At 71.1% G+C, this 16,089-nt stretch carries 12 protein-coding genes and 1 pseudogene; 6 read left to right on the top strand and 7 right to left on the bottom strand.

The genetic code is table 11. The annotated features are described in order from the left end of the window. A complete protein-coding gene (locus tag AC0OLQ_RS18345; RefSeq protein WP_484527211.1) occupies positions 1–1,641 on the top strand; it encodes a DUF4127 family protein in 1,641 nt (546 codons plus the stop codon). A gap of 61 nt (positions 1,642–1,702) precedes the next feature. Here the strand turns inward: AC0OLQ_RS18345 and AC0OLQ_RS18340 are convergent, their stop codons facing one another. From AC0OLQ_RS18340 to AC0OLQ_RS18315, 6 genes are all read right to left on the bottom strand, one after another. Beyond that, positions 1,703–1,996 carry a DUF1330 domain-containing protein gene (locus tag AC0OLQ_RS18340; protein ID WP_484527210.1) on the bottom strand — a complete coding sequence of 98 codons (294 nt, stop codon included), beginning with the start codon at positions 1,994–1,996 and terminating at the stop codon, positions 1,703–1,705. A gap of 65 nt (positions 1,997–2,061) precedes the next feature. Continuing rightward, positions 2,062–2,781, bottom strand: a complete 720-nt coding sequence (locus AC0OLQ_RS18335; protein ID WP_484527209.1) for a copper homeostasis protein CutC — start codon at positions 2,779–2,781, stop codon at positions 2,062–2,064. Continuing rightward, on the bottom strand, positions 2,778–4,904 hold the full coding sequence (locus tag AC0OLQ_RS18330) for an ABC transporter ATP-binding protein (RefSeq protein ID WP_484527208.1): 2,127 nt from the start codon (positions 4,902–4,904) through the stop codon (positions 2,778–2,780). Before AC0OLQ_RS18330 ends, AC0OLQ_RS18335 begins: the two co-directional genes overlap by 4 nt. Positions 4,905–4,917: 13 nt before the next feature. Beyond that, positions 4,918–5,838 carry an ABC transporter permease gene (locus AC0OLQ_RS18325; protein WP_357344134.1) on the bottom strand — a complete coding sequence of 307 codons (921 nt, stop codon included), beginning with the start codon at positions 5,836–5,838 and terminating at the stop codon, positions 4,918–4,920. After that, positions 5,835–6,794, bottom strand: coding sequence for an ABC transporter permease (locus AC0OLQ_RS18320; RefSeq protein WP_357344136.1), 960 nt, complete (start codon positions 6,792–6,794; stop codon positions 5,835–5,837). The genes AC0OLQ_RS18325 and AC0OLQ_RS18320 overlap by 4 nt, the downstream gene beginning before the upstream one ends. A 77-nt stretch (positions 6,795–6,871) precedes the next feature. After that, a complete protein-coding gene (locus AC0OLQ_RS18315) occupies positions 6,872–8,677 on the bottom strand; it encodes a peptide ABC transporter substrate-binding protein (protein ID WP_484527207.1) in 1,806 nt (601 codons plus the stop codon). 288 nt (positions 8,678–8,965) lie between these two features. Here AC0OLQ_RS18315 and AC0OLQ_RS18310 point away from each other — a divergent pair, with 288 nt between their 5' ends. The 3 genes from AC0OLQ_RS18310 to AC0OLQ_RS18300 are packed head-to-tail and all read left to right on the top strand — an operon-like array spanning position 8,966 to position 12,557. Continuing rightward, on the top strand, positions 8,966–10,111 hold the full coding sequence (locus AC0OLQ_RS18310; protein WP_484527206.1) for an ROK family transcriptional regulator: 1,146 nt from the start codon (positions 8,966–8,968) through the stop codon (positions 10,109–10,111). A gap of 12 nt (positions 10,112–10,123) precedes the next feature. Further along, entirely contained in the window at positions 10,124–11,593 is a 1,470-nt protein-coding gene (locus AC0OLQ_RS18305; protein WP_484527205.1) for a M81 family metallopeptidase, read from the top strand. Between the two features lie 4 nt (positions 11,594–11,597). Beyond that, positions 11,598–12,557, top strand: coding sequence for an ROK family protein (locus AC0OLQ_RS18300; protein WP_484527204.1), 960 nt, complete (start codon positions 11,598–11,600; stop codon positions 12,555–12,557). Positions 12,558–12,693: 136 nt separating this feature from the next. Here AC0OLQ_RS18300 and AC0OLQ_RS18295 read toward each other — a convergent pair whose 3' ends face one another. After that, positions 12,694–14,004 (bottom strand): alpha/beta fold hydrolase, encoded by a 1,311-nt coding sequence (locus tag AC0OLQ_RS18295; protein WP_484527203.1) that lies wholly within the window; start codon positions 14,002–14,004, stop codon positions 12,694–12,696. Positions 14,005–14,302: 298 nt separating this feature from the next. Between AC0OLQ_RS18295 and AC0OLQ_RS18290 the strand changes: the two genes are divergently transcribed. Together AC0OLQ_RS18290 and AC0OLQ_RS18285 are read left to right on the top strand one after the other, a co-directional pair. Continuing rightward, on the top strand, positions 14,303–14,722 hold the full coding sequence (locus AC0OLQ_RS18290; protein WP_484527202.1) for a PPOX class F420-dependent oxidoreductase: 420 nt from the start codon (positions 14,303–14,305) through the stop codon (positions 14,720–14,722). 638 nt (positions 14,723–15,360) lie between these two features. Then, a pseudogene (locus AC0OLQ_RS18285) lies at positions 15,361–15,732 on the top strand (ADP-ribosylation/crystallin J1); the annotation flags it as partial. Between the last annotated feature and the right edge of the window lie 357 nt (positions 15,733–16,089).

Genomic DNA, 16,089 nt, shown 5'->3' with positions numbered 1-16,089 from the left:
ATGAGAAGACGTACCCTCCTGGCCACCGGCGTGGCCGGGCTGACCACCGTGGCCCTCAGCCGACCCGCCTTCGCCGGGCCCGCCGAGCGGCAGCTGACCGTGGCACTGGTGCCGCTGGACGATCGGCCGGTCAACACCTACGCCCCGCAGATGACCGCGGCGAGCGCCGGCGCCCGGGTGCAACTGCCGCCGCGGGAACTGCTGGGCCGCTTCTTCACCCCCGGCGACGGGGCCGCCATCGCCCGCTGGCTCGGCACCACCGACGGCGTCGACGGGTACGTGATCTCGGTCAGCATGCTCGCCTACGGCGGCCTGATCGCCTCGCGCACCGCCGCACCGACCCTGGCCGCCGCCCTGGAGAACCTGGCCGCCATCCGGAACCTGCGCGCGACCCGGCCGGACGCGGTGATCGAGGTGCACGACACCATCCAGCGCCTCGCGGTCACCAGCACCGGCACCGAGCTGGACAAGTACCGCGACCTGCTGGTCAGCTGGGCGAAGCTCTACGACCAGGTGGTGAACCTCGGGCAGGAGGAGCTGCGGGCCCAGCTCGACGCCGTCCGGGTGAAGATCCCGGACCAGGTCGTCGAGGACTATCTCGCCGCGCGGGCCCGCAACCACCAGGTCAACCGGCTGATGGTCGAGTGGGTCGCCGACGGCACCATCAGCCACCTCGTGCTCTCCGAGGACGACACCGCGCCGGTCGGCCTGGCCCGGGCGGAGCGGGTGGAACTGGAGGCGCTGGTCGCCCAACTCGGCGTCGGCGACCGGGTGGAGATCTTCCCCGGCGCCGACGAGGTCGACGCATTGCTGGTCGCGCGGGTGATCGCGGCCGGCACGACGCCCACCTACCGGGTGGAGTACGCCGGCGTCTCGGGCGAGGACTGGACCGCCCAACTGGAGGGCATCCCGTTCGCGGAGAACATCCGCCGGCACGTGGCCGCCGTGGGGGGACGGGTCGTGAGCGGCGACGCGGACATCGTGCTCGCCGTGAACACCCCCTCGGCGGCGCCCGGGCAGCGGGCCGCCGACCTGGACGCCTTCGTCGGGCGGATCGGCGAGCTGCTGGCCGCCGGCACCCCGGTGATCGTGGTGGACCCGCTGATCGTGAACAAGGCGGACCACGACCTGGTCGCCCGGATGGAGAGCCGCCTGGACCTCGCGGCCCTGCTGTCGTACTCGGGGTGGAACACCGGCGGCAACGCACTCGGCCTGGCGCTCGGGCACGGCACCGCCCGGTGGGCCTTCCTCCGCTCCTCCGGCAGCGGGTACGGCGTGCCCGACCTGCACGGGCCCGGCCAGGCGCACGCCGAGTACCTGCTCCACCGGTTCGTCAAGGACGACCCGTGGAAGAACATCGTGCAGGTCGAGGCGTACGCGCACGCCCGGGCGCAGGGCTGGGACCCGCTCGCGCTCACCGCCGCGCAGAAGACCTACTTCGACGGCTGGGTGCGCGAACGGCTGGTGCCGCTGACCGAGCGGTACTTCGCCGACCACTTCGCGGGGCACCGCATCGTGCTGGGCCGGCGAGGCGTTAACACGTTCACGGCGACCCTGGCACGCTTCGAGTCGGCGCGCGTCGAGTTGCCGTGGGACCGGCTGTTCGAGGTGATCCTGGAGCCCCGGCTGCAGCTGTCCTGACCGGACTACCGGTCGCGCCGGGCCCTACCCGCCGGCGCGACCGGGCCGGCGTCGCCCGGCGTCAGGGTGTCGCTTCGATGATGCGCAGGTCGCGGTCGGCGCCGTCGCCGAGCGCCCGCAGCGCCTCCTGATAGGCGGGGGTCTCGTGGGCGGCGACCGCGGCGTCGACGCTGTCGAACTCGATCAGCGTCGTACGCTCCAGCGCGCCGGCCTCGAACGCGTACGCCGGCAGGCCGCGCGCCAGGAACGTGCCGCCGGCCGCGCGCAGCGCCGGCCCCGCCAGCTCCGCGTATGCGGCGACCTTCTCCTCGTCGCTGATGGACCGGTAGGTGGTGATCCAGTAGGCCTTCGGCACCGTCGCTGACTCCCGCTCATGAGGATGGGCACTCCCCCGCTGGACTGCCCTGCGCAGCGTAACGGTCATCGACCGGCGCTCGGTCCCGTCTGGGCACGCGTGGCGTCGACAACCCGACGTACCTCGTCGCCGTCGGTGGCCTCGCGTCCGTCGCGCCGCACCGGTGCTCGCAGGTGCACCTCCCGCGCTCCGGTCTCCGCGAGCACCTGCCGGACGTTGTGCGACCGGATGCCGCCGCCGGCGATGATCCGCAACCGGTCGCCGGCCCGCTGCCGCAGTGCGGCGAACTGCGTGGCACCGGCCAGCGCGGTCGGCGCCCCGCCGGAGGTGAGCACCGCGTCGGCCCCGAGGTCGATGAGTTCCTCGATCGCCCTCAGCTGGTCGCCGACCTCGTCGAAGGCCTTGTGCACCGTCACCGGCAGCGGTCCGGCCGCCTCGATCAGGCGCCGCAGCACGGCCAGATCGAGGCCACCGGCGGCGGTGACGGCACCGACCACCACCCCGACCGCGAGATTGTGCGGATTGGGCAGGCTGCGGATGGCCTCGATGTCCGTGAGCATGACCTGCTCCTCGATCTCGCTCACCCGGAAGTCACCGCCACGGGGACGGACCATAACCCGTACGCCTACCCTGCGCAACGTCCGCAGCGCGACCTCGACCGTTCCGAGGCTCGGAGTGGTGCCGCCCTGGCCGAGGTCGGCGCAGAGCTCGAGCCGATCGGCTCCGGCGGCCTCGGCCACGAGCGCGGTCGGCACGTCACTCACGCAGATCTCGACCGTGGTCATGCGGCCGCCCCGGCCCGAGCCGACGCCGCGGTCGACTTCGGACGCAGCGGGAAGTGGCAGGCCACCTGGTGCGCGTCGCCGGCCAGCGGCGGCTCGGTCTCGCAGATGTCCTGCGCCAGGGGGCAACGGGTCCGGAACCGGCACCCGGTGGGCGGGTTCAGCGCGCTGGGCAGCTCGCCCCGGATGGTCACCCCGTCGCGCTCGGTCGCGGCGTTCGGCGTGACGGAGGGGACGGCGTCGATGAGCGCCTGCGTGTACGGATGCCGGGCGGCTCGGACCACGTCCCGCGCGGGCCCGACCTCGACGAGCTTGCCGAGGTACATGACGCCGATCCGGTCCGCCATGTAGTCGACGACGGACAGGTCGTGGCTGATGAAGACGTACGCCAGACCGAGCTCACGCTGCAGGTCCCGCATGAGGTTGAGGACCTGCGCCTGGATGGACACGTCCAGCGCGCTCACCGGCTCGTCGCCGACGATCAGCCGGGGTTGCAGGGCCAGCGAACGGGCCAGCCCGATGCGCTGCAGCTGACCGCCGGAGAACTCGTGGGGGTAGCGCTCCAGGACCCGCCGCGACAGCCCCACCTGGTCGAGCAGCGTCGCGATCCGCGCCCGCCGCGCCGCCGGGCCGCCCACCTTCTGGATCTCGAGGGGTTCGGCGAGGATGGCGTCGACGCGCATTCGCGGGTTCATCGCGGCGTAGCTGTCCTGGAACATCAGTTGGACCTGCCGGTGCATCCGGCGGCGCTCCCGTCCGGCCAGGCCGGCGATGTCCGTGCCGTCCAGCAGGATCTGTCCGGCGGTCGGCCGCTCCAGCCCGACGGCCAGCCGGCCCACGGTGGACTTGCCGCAGCCGGACTCGCCGACCAGTCCGAACGTCTCGCCCGGGCCGACGTCGAACGACACGCCCGCAACGGCACTCACCTGCCCGGCGGTCCGGCGCAGCAGCCCACGGCCGTGCGCGGCGTAGTTCTTGACCAGGTCCCGCACCGACAGGACGGGCTTGGCCGCCGGCTCACCGGGTCCGGCCGCCGGGGCTGCCGGATCCGGCACCGGCTCCACCTGCACCGGGGCGGGCCGGCTGAGCGGTGCGGCGGACCCCGCCAGCACCGGGTGCAGACAGGCGTGCTGGTGCTCGCCAGCCGACAGCATCACCTCGGTGGTCCGGCACTCGTCGGTGACGTGCCGGCAGCGTGGCGCGAAGCGGCAGCCGGTCAGGGACCGGGACAGGTCCGGCGGCAGGCCCGGAATGCTGTAGAGCCGGGCGTGTTCACCGGACTCCCGGACCGCCGACTCGGGGAGCGCCTCCATGAGCGCCTCGGTGTATCGATGCCGGGGCGAGCGGAAAAGCTCTCCGGTCGCGGCGGTCTCGACCACCCGTCCGGCGTACATGACGGCGACCCGGTCGGCGCGGCCGGCGATTACCCCGAGGTCGTGGGTGACCAGGACGACGGCCATCCCGAACTCTTCCCGCAGGTCGTCGATGAGTTCGAGGATCTGCCGCTGGGTGGTGACGTCGAGCGCCGTGGTCGGCTCGTCGGCGATGAGCAGGCGGGGTGAGCAGACCAGGGCCATCGCGATGGCGACCCGTTGCCGCATCCCGCCGGACAGCTCGTGCGGGTAGTTGTCGACGATCCGCTCCGGGCGCGGCATCCCGACCCGGCGCAGGATCTCGATGGTCCGCTCGCGGGCCTCCGCCCGGCCCACCCGCTGGTGCACCCGCAGCGGTTCGCCGACCTGGACGCCGATGCGCATGGTCGGGTTGAGCGAGGTGAGCGGGTCCTGGAAGACCATGCCCATCCGGACACCACGGATCCGGCGTACCTCGTCCGCCGGCAGCGAGCGCAGGTCCCGGCCCTCGAAGAGGATCTGTCCCCCGGTCATCCGGCCGCCGGGCGGCAGCAAGCCCATGATCGAGAGCGCGGTCATCGTCTTGCCGCTGCCCGACTCCCCCACGATGCCGAGGGTCTCCCCCGGCATGACCTGGAGACTGACCCCGTCCAGGGCGTGCACCGTACCGTGGCGCAGCGCGATGTCGGTGTCGAGATCGCGCAGTTCCAGCAGGGGCTGGACCACTGACGGCTCGCCGGCTGCCGGCGCGTGTCGGACGGTCGATTCGCTCATTCTCTGCTCCTGCTCAGCGTCGCCGGAGGCGGACCTCGAAGGCGTCCCTCATCCCGTCGCCGATGAAGTTGAAGGCGAGGACGATGAGGATGATGGCGATGCCGGGCGGGTACAGCAGCCACCAGTGGCCGCTGTAGGTGTCCGCCAGGCCGTCGGAGAGCATCCCGCCCCAGTTCGCCGCCGGCGGGGGGACGCCGAGGCCCAGGAAGGACAGGTACGCGACGTAGAGGATCGCGTCGGCGACCTGGAAGGTCGCGTTGACGATCACGGTCCCGATGGCGTTCGGCACGATGTGCCGGCGCACCGCCCGGCCGCCGGTGCCGCCCATCCCCCGCATGGCCTGGACGTACTCGCGGGAGCGCAGGGTCAGTGCCTCACCCCGGACCAGCCGGGCCGGTCCCAGCCAGGCGAAGGCGCCGATGATGACGATGAGCATGGACACGCTCGGTGTGACGATGGCGGCGAGCAGCATGAAGAGGAACAGCGACGGGATCGACATCATCGCGTCGACGACCCGCATCATCGCCGAGTCCACCCAGCCGCCGGCGAACCCGGCGACGGCGCCCCAGACCGTGCCCACGGCGGTGGCGAGGATCCCGGCGGCGAGCCCGACGATGATCGAGGTCTGCCCGCCGAGCATGAGCCGCCCCAACTGGTCGTAGCCGACCCCGTCGGTGCCGAGCGGATGCCCCTGCTCACCGGGGGCCAGGTGTACCGCGGTGAGGTCCGTGTGCACCTGGTCGGTGTGGTAGAAGAGCGGACCGAGGAAGCAGATCCCGGCCAGCAGGACGAACAGGCCCAGGCCCACCAGGGCGAGCCGGTTCTCGCAGAAGACGGCCAGCCCTTGCCGCCAGAGGCCGCGCACCGGCGCATCGGCGTCGGCCGGCTGGTCGGGGACGGCACCCGGGCGGATCGGCTCGGAGAGTGTGGTCATGACGCGCTCCGCTGGAGTCGGACCCGGGGATCGACGGCGGCGTAGAGCAGGTCGGCGACGAGCGCGCCGACCACCGTCGCGATCGAGATGATGACGGTGACCCCGAGCAGGATCGGGAAATCACGCTTGAGCGCCGCCTGCCAGAACAGCTGCCCCATGCCGGGGAAGTTGAACAGCGACTCGACGACCAACGCCCCGCTGAACAGGGCGGGCAGGTACATCCCGAGCAGCGCGATGACCGGGAACAACCCGTTGCGCAGCGTGTGCCGCAGCACCACCCGCCGCTCCGAGAGGCCCTTGCTGCGGGCGGTGCGGACGTAGTTCTCGTTGAGGTTGTCGACCATGGCGGAGCGGACGTACCGCGAGTAGACCGCGATGGTGACGATGGCGAGTGTGATCGTGGGCAGGACCAGCCCGGCCGGATCGGCGAGCACCTCCGCCACCGTGAACCCCTGCGGCGCCTCGGGCGGCAGGATCGGCCAGACCTGCGAGAAGAGAATGATCATCATGAGGCCCATGAAGAAAATGGGCGTGGCGTACGCCAGCAGCGACAGCGAGGTGATGGCGTAGTCGGGCCAGCGGTTGCGGCGTACCGCCTGGATCACCCCGAGCGGGATCGCCAGCACGATGGCGAGCACGGTCGACAGCAGCGACAGCACCATCGTCTTCGGCAGCCGCTGGCTGATCGCCTCGACGACCGACTGGTTGAGCTGGTACGAGTAGCCCAGATCGCCCTGTAGCAGACGTTGCACGTACATGCCGTACTGCTGGAGCCAGGGCCGGTCGTAGCCCATGTCGTGGTTGAAGGCCGCCAGCTGCTCCAGCGTCGCCTCCTTGCCGAGAGTGGCGCGTGCCGCGCCCCCGGGCAGCAGGTGCAGGATGAGGAACGCGATCACCGTGACGAGCACGACGACGACGAGGGCCTGACCCAAGCGCGTGATGAGGTACCGGACCACCTGGGCCGTGCCTCCTCCCTGGTCGGGGCCCCGGCGGCGCGGTTGGCGCCGCCGGGGCCGGGACGATCAGTGATCGGTCACTTCCAGGACCAGTCCTGGAAGTACATGAAGTTCATCGGGTCCTGCGGCTCGACCCCCTTGAGACCGGACCGGTACGCCGAGACCTGGAACACCGGGTTCGGCATCCAGAGCACCGGCAGGTCCTTGGCGAGGAAGTCGTTGTACGCCTTGAGCGCGCTCTCGTCGCCGGAGAACTGCGTGGCCTCGATGAGCTTGTCGGCCTCCGGGTTGCTGTAGCTGCCCAGGTTCACCGGGGCGCCGGTGGCGAAGAGCCGCTCACCGCTGGCGAAGGCCGGGTAGTACCAGCTGCCCTGCGAGCCGAAGAAGGACATGTCCCACGAGCAGGTGGCGTCCGCCGGCTTGCAGGCCGGGGTGACCGCGACCGAGTCGGGCACCTCCTTGATGGTCAGCTGGATGCCCAGCTTGGCCATCTGCGACTTGATCTCGGCGAACATCTTGGTCGTGGCCGCGAAGCCGGTCTGGCTGGTCACGGTGAAGTTCAGCGCCGCGCCGGCGGCGACGCCGTCGCCGCACTGGTTCGGCCCGGTGCCCGGCGACTGGCAGGTGGTCTGCCCGTCCGGGGTCACCTTCCAGCCGTGGCTCTCCAGCAGCTCCTTCGCCTTGGCCGGGTCGAAGGAGTACGCGCAGCCGGCGGCGTCGGCGCCGTTGGTGCCCGGCTTGGCCGGCACCGGGCCGCAGGTCGGCGCGGCCGTGCCGGACCAGATCACCTTGCTGATCGTCGGCTGGTCGATGAGCATCTGCAGCGACTGCCGCAGGTACGGCTGCTTGAACAGCACCCCGGTCTTCGGGTTGTTGAAGTTCAGCTGCAGGTAGGTGACGGACCAGCCGTACCACGGGGAGACCGTGTAGCCCTTGGACTTGAGGTAGCCCTCCTGGGAGAGGTTGGCCGCGGGCACGTACCCGTAGTCGATGTCACCGGCGCGCAGGACGTTGAACTCGGCGTCGTCGCCGGTGAACGGCCGAAGCACGATCTTGGCGAGCTTCGGCTTGTCCACCCCGGAGTAGTTCGGCTGGGCGGCGAGGGTGACCTCGCCGTTCGGCACGTACTTCGCCAGCTTCCAGGGGCCGCTGTTGACCTTCCACAGCTCGTTGGAGTCGTAGGTCTTCGGGTCCTTGGCGGCCGCGGTGAGGAAGTCGAAGACCTTCTTCGCGCCCTCCGGCGTGCTGGCCAGGTCGCTCACGGCCGCGGTGGCGGAGTCCTTGTCCCAGGCGTGCTGCGGCATCGGGGTGATCTTGTTGAGCTGGTTGTCGACGAACCACGCGGTGTTGAAGACCTTCGTGGTGGTGATCGAGAAGGTCTTGTCGTCCTTGACCGACCACTGCGCGATGTTGTCCGGGAGGCCGCCGGCCCGGTAGGACGCCCACTTGTCCTTGTTCGCCCTGACCAGGTCGTACCAGAACTGGATGTCCCTGGTGGTGACGGGCTTGCCGTCGGACCAGGTGTTGTCCTTCAGCGTGATGGTCAGCGTCCGGCCGCCATCACTGACCACGGGCGCCTCGGCCATCGAGCGCTGCGGGTCGATGTTGTACTGCGCCGTGCCGTCCAGCTTGTACTGGTAGAGGGACCGGTACAGCGCCTGGCCGAAGATGGCGTTCTCGCCCTGGGTGAAGCCGGGCGCCGAGATCGGCAGGATCCAGTTCGGGGTACGGAAGGCGACGGTCACGGTGTCCTTGCCCTGACTCCCGCCGTCCTTCGATGAACCGCTGCCACCACCGCAGGCGACCAGGCCCGCCCCGAGGGCGACCGCGCTGGCTACCGCCACCGCGCCGCGGAGGGCTCGCCGGGGAAATCTGCTCCTCATGAATCTCCTCGATTGATGTGCACTGCCCCGCGTCTCCGGGCGCTACCGGCGGTGCCACGCGTTCGGCCGCCTGCTGCTGCTCCTCGACGTTCGACGCGGAGAATGTATCCGGGCCGAAGTTTGGAGTCAACGAAAGTTACCCTCTTTATTCGGAGACTTCGGCCAGGCTACGATCTAAGTCGGCGAAGCATCGACCGATACTCTTCGCGTGGGCTCCGGCGTGCACCCTGCCGGGCACTGCGACACTGAGGCGGCGCCGGAGGACCGCCCGAACAAGGAGAGGCACCCTTGGAACCATCGATCTCCGCCACGCTGCGAGACCAGACCCTGAGCCTGCTGGCCAGCGGCACGGTCACCTCGCGCGCCGACCTCATCGAGGCGTTGCAGGTCGCCCCCTCCACCGTCACGAGCGTGGTACGCCGGCTGCTGGAGGAGGGCGTCATCCTCGAGGAGGGGGTGGGTCGGTCCACCGGCGGACGACGCCCCCGGATCCTTCGCCTGCGGGAGACCAAGGGGATCCTCGCCGTCGCGGAACTGGGCGGAAAACACGCCCGGGTGGGGTTGTGCGCGCCCGACGGAGGGCTGCGCACCACCGAGGAGGTGGCCATCGACATCGCCGCCGGGCCGGCAGAGGTGTTCGAGGTCGTCGGGGCGACGTTCGACCGGCTCCAGGCGGCGACCGCGCCCGGCCAGGAGTTGCTCGGGGTCGGCGTGGCCCTACCGGGCCCGGTCGAGTTCCCCGGTGGGCGGCTGGTCGGCCCGGCCCGGATGCCCGGCTGGAGCGGCGTCGACGCGAGGGCCCGCCTCGCCGAGCGCTTCCCGGTGCCGGTGGTCGTCGACAACGACGCCAAGGCGGCGGCGATCGGCGAGTACGTCACCCGGAGAGACGAGTTCGACGACATGATCTACGTCAAGGCCGGCACCGGCATCGGCGCCTGTCTGGTCAGCGGCGGTCAGATCTACCGGGGCGGGCGCGGCCTCAGCGGCGACGTCACCCACGTCCGCGTGGCGGACAGCGGCGAGCGGGAGTGTTCCTGTGGCAGCCGGGGCTGCCTGGAGACCGTCGCCAGCGGCGCCGCCCTGGCCCGCCAACTGGCCGAGCAGGGCTCGTCGGCGACCACGATCCGGGAGATCGTCTCAGCGGTCAGCGACGCCGACCCGACCGTGGTGACCATGGTGCGCCACGCCGGCCGGCAGCTCGGCGTCGCCCTCTCCGGCCTGGTCAACTTCCTCAACCCCGACGCCGTCGTCATCGGCGGCGCGCTGTCCAGCCTCGACGTCTACGTGGCCGCGACCCGGGGGATGCTCTACGAGCGCTGCCTACCGTCCATGACCCAGTCCCTGACCATCGAAGCCAGCGTCGCGGGCCCGGATGCGGCCCTGGTCGGCCTCGGGCACCTGCTGCGCACGACGACCGACGTACGACCCTCCTGAGGAGCAACACCCGTGCCCCGTCCCCTCCGCGTCGCCATCGGCGGCATCCACATCGAGTCCAGCACGTTCTCGCCGCACCTGAGCACCGCCGACGACTTCGAGGTCACCCGGGGCGATGCGCTGCTGGCGCGATACGACTGGCTCTCCCCCGCCCGGCCGTGGGCCGCCGACGTCGAGTGGATCCCGCTCGTGCACGCCCGGGCCCTGCCCGGTGGGGCGGTGGACCCCGCGACGTACGAGGTCTGGGCCACCGAGATGGTGGAGAAGCTGGGTGCGGCCGGCCCCCTGGACGGAATGCTGCTGGACATCCACGGCGCGATGACCGTCGTCGGACGCGATGACGCGGAGGGCGACCTCGTCACCGCCATCCGGTCGGTGATCGGGCCGGAGCCGTTCGTCTCCGCGGCGATGGACCTGCACGGCAACGTCTCGCAGGTGCTCTTCGACGCCTGCGACCTGCTCACCTGCTACCGCACCGCCCCGCACGTCGACGTGTGGGAGACCCGTGAGCGCGCCGCCCGGAACCTGGTCGAGGCGCTGCGCCGGCAGCAGCGCCCGCACAAGGCGCTGGTGCACGTGCCGATCCTGCTGCCGGGCGAGATGACCAGCACGCGCGAGGAGCCGGCCCGGGGCCTCTACGCGCGTATCCCCGAGGTCGAGGCCCGGGACGGCGTCGTCGACGCCGCAATCTGGATCGGGTTCGCCTGGGCCGACCAGCCGCGCTGCCGCGGCGCGGTCGTCGTCACCGGCACCGACGCCACCGCCACCACCGAGGCGGCCCGCGAGCTCGGCGGGCACTTCTGGGCGGCCCGCGACGAGTTCGCCTTCGTCGCCCCCACCGGCTCGATGGACGAGTGCCTCGACACCGCCCTGGCCGCGGTCGCCGATCCGGCCCGGCGACCGTTCTTCATCAGCGACTCCGGCGACAACCCGGGCGCCGGCGGCGCCGACGACGTCACCTTCGCCCCGCAACGGATGCTGGCCCGCCCCGAGATCCGCGACGGCTCCCGTCGTGCCGTGTTCGCCTCGCTGGTCGACCCGCAGGCCGTGGCGCAGATCGCCGACCAGCCGCTCGGCTCGCCGGTCCGGGTGACCGTCGGCGGGCGGATCGACTCCCGGGACCCGGGGCCGCTCCCGCTCGACGGGATCCTCGAGGCGGTCGCCGACGATCCCGACGGCGGGCGGTGCGTCAGCGTACGGGTCGGCGGGCTCAGCGTCTTCGTCACCTCCCGCCGGATGCAGTACCGCCTGCTGGACTCCTACGCACGGCTGGGCATCAAGGTCGACGAGATGGATCTCGTCGTGGTGAAGATCGGCTATCTCGAACCCGAACTGTTCGACGCGGCCGGAGACTGGCTGCTCGCCCTGACGCCGGGCGGCGTCGACCAGGACCTCGCGCGGCTGCCGTACCAGAACGTGGTGCGACCGGTGTTCCCCCTGGACCGCGACTTCACCGCGGACCTCGCCGTGGTGACCGGGTGATCGCGTGACCCAGCCCGAAGGCCATTGCGTCCTCGCCGTCGACGTCGGCGGAACCACCATCAAGGGGGCCGTGGTCGGCGAGGACGGCCGGCGCCGGCACACGCTGACCGTGCCGTCGTGCGCGGACGACGACCCGGTCAAGGCGGTCCGGTCCCTGTGCCTCCGACTGCGCGACGACGCGGTCGATCTCGGCGCCACACCCGCCGCGATCGGCGTGGTCACGCCGGGCCTCGTCGACGAGACGAACGGGGTGGTGCGCTACGCCGCCAACCTCCGGTTCCGCAACGTGCCGCTCCGCGCCCTCGTCGGGGACGACCTCGGGCTCCCGGTGGCGGTCGGGCACGACGCGCGGGCGGCCGGCGTCGCCGAGGCGGTGGCCGGGGCGGCCCGTGGGCTGGACAACTTCCTGCTGCTGCCGCTGGGCACCGGCATCGCCGCGGCGGTGGTGGTGCACGGCGAGCCGGTGCCGGGCGCGACCGGCTCGGCCGGCGAGGTCGGCCACATGCCGGTTTACCCCGGCGGGGAGCCGTGCAGTTGCGGGCAGCGGGGATGCCTGGAGGTCTACGCCTCCGCCGGCGGGCTGGCCCGCCGCTATGCGCGACTCGGCGGAACCCCGGGCTCGGACAGCCGAGCCATCGCCGACGCGGTGGCTACCGATCCGGTCGCCGCCGCCGTCTGGAACGACGCGACCCAGGCGCTGGGGATCGCCCTGGCCACCCTCACCCTGACCCTCGACCCCGCCCGCATCGTTCTCGGCGGTGGGCTGGCGGACGCGGGCGCGCTGTTCTTCGACCCGGTACGCGACGCCCTGCGCGCGGCCCTCGCCTGGCGGACCCCGCCCCCGGTGCTGCGCTCCGCCTTCGGTCCGCAGGCCGCACAGATCGGCGCCGCCATCATGGCCCGACGGTTCGCCGGACTGTCCGTTCCCGACGGCTGGGGCGCACCGGAGCCAGGAGAAGGATGAGACCGCCCCCTCGGTGACCACGATCAGGACGACGGGGAACGTATTCAGCAGTGCAAGGCCCCTGCTCGATACCAGTTCAGCAGTGTCGACCTGTGCTGCGCACACTGCGACGAGCCGTCCCCTACCGCAGGGAGCCTCACAGTTCGCCGCGGACCAGCCGGATCAGCCGGTCGAGGACCTTGCCTTCGCTGACTCGGAGGCCGTCGTGCTCGTACTCGTTGGTGACCCAGGTACGCAGGCCGCGCACCGAGCGGGCCGTGGCAATCGATTCGTCGGTGTCGACGTACATGTCGTCGTGATAGACGGCCGCGGCCACGGGGATGTGGCTGCGCGCCAGTTGCCCCGGGTCGTAGAGGTCGGGCCAGTCCTCCTGCCGGGCGAGCAGCTCAGCCACCTCGGCCAGCGGGGCCAGCGCCGGGTCGGTGGAGAACATCCACGGATAGATCATTTCACCGGTCAGCAGCACCGGGGCGCCGTCAGCCAGTGCCCGGTCGATGTCGAACTGCGGGAACTCCGCGCGTACCGACTGGGCCGCCCATCCGGTACCGAGCGGGGACACCGACCGCTGACCGTAGATCGACTCGTGCAGGACAGCGTAGAGCGGGCGACTGGCGAACGACAGGTGGCTCTCGACCTGGGCGAGGAAGGAGTCGCAGAGCTGGCGGCCAGGCGCCCCGGGCAGGAAGCTGTCCTCGAGCAGGTAGTGCAGGGAGTGCGAACCGCCGCCGGTGCCCAGCATGATGCCCAGCGCCTGGAACGCCTCGGCGGTCAGCAGCCCGCCACCGGGCAGCCGCACCTCCTGCTCCCGCAGGTGCCGCACCACGGCACGGACGGTTTCGACGTCCTCCGGGTAGCGGGCGTAGTGCGCCTCGACCTTGCGCTGCACACGAGGATACGCGGCCCGGTAGACGGCCTCGGGCGTGCTGCGAAGACCGGCGAGGCCCCCGGTCACGAAGGCCTCGCGGATGCCCTCGGGCGCGTACGACAGGTAGGTGAGGGCACAGAAGCCGCCGTAGCTCTGGCCCAGCACGCTCCACCGCCCGGCCTCACCAAGCAGTTCCCGGCGGATCAGCTCGCAGTCCCGGACGATCGAGTCGGCCCGGAAGTGCGCCAGGTACCGGGCCTGCGCTGCCGCGTCACCGCGCAGCGGCAGCGTGTGCCGATCGGCGGGCGTGGAACGGCCGGTGCCCCGCTGGTCCAACAGCAGCACCCGGTACTCGTCCAACGCCCGGTCCAGCCAGCCGTCACGTCCCACCGGACGCGGTGACCGGCCGCCCGGGCCGCCCTGCAGGAACAGCAGCCAAGGCAGCGACTCCCGCTCCCGGCCGGCGGCCACGACCTCGCGGGCGTACACCTCGATCTGCTCACCGGCAGGGTTCCTGGAGTCGAGCGGTACCCGGAAGCTGTGGTCAGTGATGACGGTGCCCGGATGGCGGTAGGTCGGCACGGTTTTCCTTCCAGACGATGTTCTGTAGCGCGATCAGGTGCCGGTTCAGGCCGGCAAACGAGGCCAGTCGCGGTGATTGCGTGCCGCGGTGCGACTCCTCTAGCAGCCCGAGCACCGTCGGCATGTCGAGCGCGGGCCTACCCTGGTGAACGAGAAAACAGGCTGGCCATGGTGCGGAGACCGCGCCGTTGGGCAGCCAAAGCTAGTCGGCGGCGCGGGCGGCGGCCAAACCATAACCGACCCGATCGGCCCGGCGGTTCCGTACATTGCGGGGTGACGCTGTCGCAAGGAGGACAACATGTCGAAGCCGCCGCTGCCCGAACCTGCGATCACCATGCTCCGGAAGCCGAACCCCGCCGTCATCGCCACGCTCCGACCGGATGGTCAGCCGGTCTCCGCGGCCACCTGGTATCTGTGGGACGACGGCCGGATCATGGTGAACATGGACGAGGGTCGCCGCCGGCTGAGCCATCTCCGCAACGACCCTCGGGTCACCCTGACGGTGCTGGATGAGCAAGCCTGGTACACCCACGTCACCATTGTCGGGCGCGTCGTCGAAATCCGTGACGACGAGGACCTGGCGGACATCGACCGGCTCTCCCAGCACTACAACGGCGGGGCGTATCCACGGCGCGACCGCCGGAGGGTCAGCGCTCTGATCGAGATCGACCGCTGGCACGGGTGGGGTGCGCTGAAGGACAACCAGCAGGTCGGCTGACCCGCGTAGACGCGTAACTCGGCCGAATCCCCGACGGCTGCGGGTGGCGCGATGCCGGCCGGGCCCAGGGCAAACACCACCGTGAGGCCACCGCCGCCCGCAACCAGATCTGGCAACGGCAAATCGGGGACCGCGTTCATGCACGCCGTCATCGACGACCGCTCTCCCGTTGCCTACGCCGAAATCTGCGCCGACGAGAGCCGCCACCGCCATCGCCGTGCGGTCGCCTGGTTCGCGGCCAGAGATGGCCGTGCACCGCGCGCCGACAGACGAGCTCCGCCTACGAGTCCTACGCCTGGCGAGACGCCTGCACCGAACTGGGCAACACCCCGAAGAAGCCCGCCCCTACCGGTCCCGGACCTCACCAGGTTGACCAACGTCCTGCGCCAGTACAACTCGAGCGACCATCCCGGGCACACGGCTCCACCGCTCCGGCTGCCATTCTTGCCATGCGGCAAGCCGACCCTCCGATCCTGCTGCCTCGCGCTGCGGACGTGCTCGCGTACCTCATGGACGTGAGGCGCGGAGACACGAGAGCCGTCCAGTAGACGACCGACCTCCCTGGCCCGGCATCGGCAGCGCTCGGCACCGATAGCCACCAGAAGGTTGGACGCGTGGCCCACCAGGAGCACAGGACAATGGCGATTGGCGAGGAGAAGACGATCGACAACTCCGACACGATCACCCTGTGGCGGCCCACCGGGCGAGCCGAACTCGATCTCGTGGCGGCGTCGGGGTGGCGGGCTTGGCCACCACGCCTGCCGGACCGGCCGATCTTCTACCCCGTGCTCAACCGCTGGTACGCCACGAAGATCGCCCGCGAGTGGAGCGTCCCCGCCGAGGGTGTCGGCTACGTAACCCGGTTCGACGTGCAGCGGTCGTACCTGGACCGCTACGACGTTCACCAGGCCGGTGGCCGCGATGTGCTGGAGTACTGGATCCCCGCTGAGGATCTCGCCGATCTCAACGCCCACCTCGTCGGCGCGATCATCGAGGAAGCCGAGTACCGCGGCCCAGTGAACGACCAGGAGTTCACCGACGCCGACAAGGCCCTGTGCCGACCTCTGCCTGCCGCGTGGCGAACCTATCTCCAAGGTAAGTCGTGGTTCCGGCGAGGCTGGATGCCCAGCGGAGCCTACGTCTGCCTCAACTCGCCACGCGAAATGATCGAACTGCATGACGCATGGGACGAAGCCACCGAGGCGCACCCGGGCGTCGCGATCATCGGCGGTGACGGCTCCCGCGAACAACTCGTGCTCGACCTGCGCAGCGACCCTGCACCGGTGCTGCTGGTCGACATCACCAGCAGCGGATGGGAAAGCGCGATCCGGCAAGCCGACGATGTCAGCCAGCTCATCGACCGCATC

This window comes from Micromonospora sp. Utrum1 (assembly GCF_057197805.1).
This window is presented reverse-complemented; position numbering and strand designations above follow the sequence as displayed.

Excerpts from the sequence above, each read along its gene's own strand:
- AC0OLQ_RS18345 (WP_484527211.1), top strand. The coding sequence starts at position 1 with ATGAGAAGACGTACCCTCCTGGCCACCGGCGTGGCCGGGCTGACCACC.
- AC0OLQ_RS18325 (WP_357344134.1), bottom strand. The coding sequence starts at position 5,838 with ATGACCACACTCTCCGAGCCGATCCGCCCGGGTGCCGTCCCCGACCAG.
- AC0OLQ_RS18315 (WP_484527207.1), bottom strand. The coding sequence starts at position 8,677 with ATGAGGAGCAGATTTCCCCGGCGAGCCCTCCGCGGCGCGGTGGCGGTA.
- AC0OLQ_RS18335 (WP_484527209.1), bottom strand. The coding sequence starts at position 2,781 with ATGACCACGGTCGAGATCTGCGTGAGTGACGTGCCGACCGCGCTCGTG.
- AC0OLQ_RS18330 (WP_484527208.1), bottom strand. The coding sequence starts at position 4,904 with ATGAGCGAATCGACCGTCCGACACGCGCCGGCAGCCGGCGAGCCGTCA.
- AC0OLQ_RS18290 (WP_484527202.1), top strand. The coding sequence starts at position 14,303 with ATGTCGAAGCCGCCGCTGCCCGAACCTGCGATCACCATGCTCCGGAAG.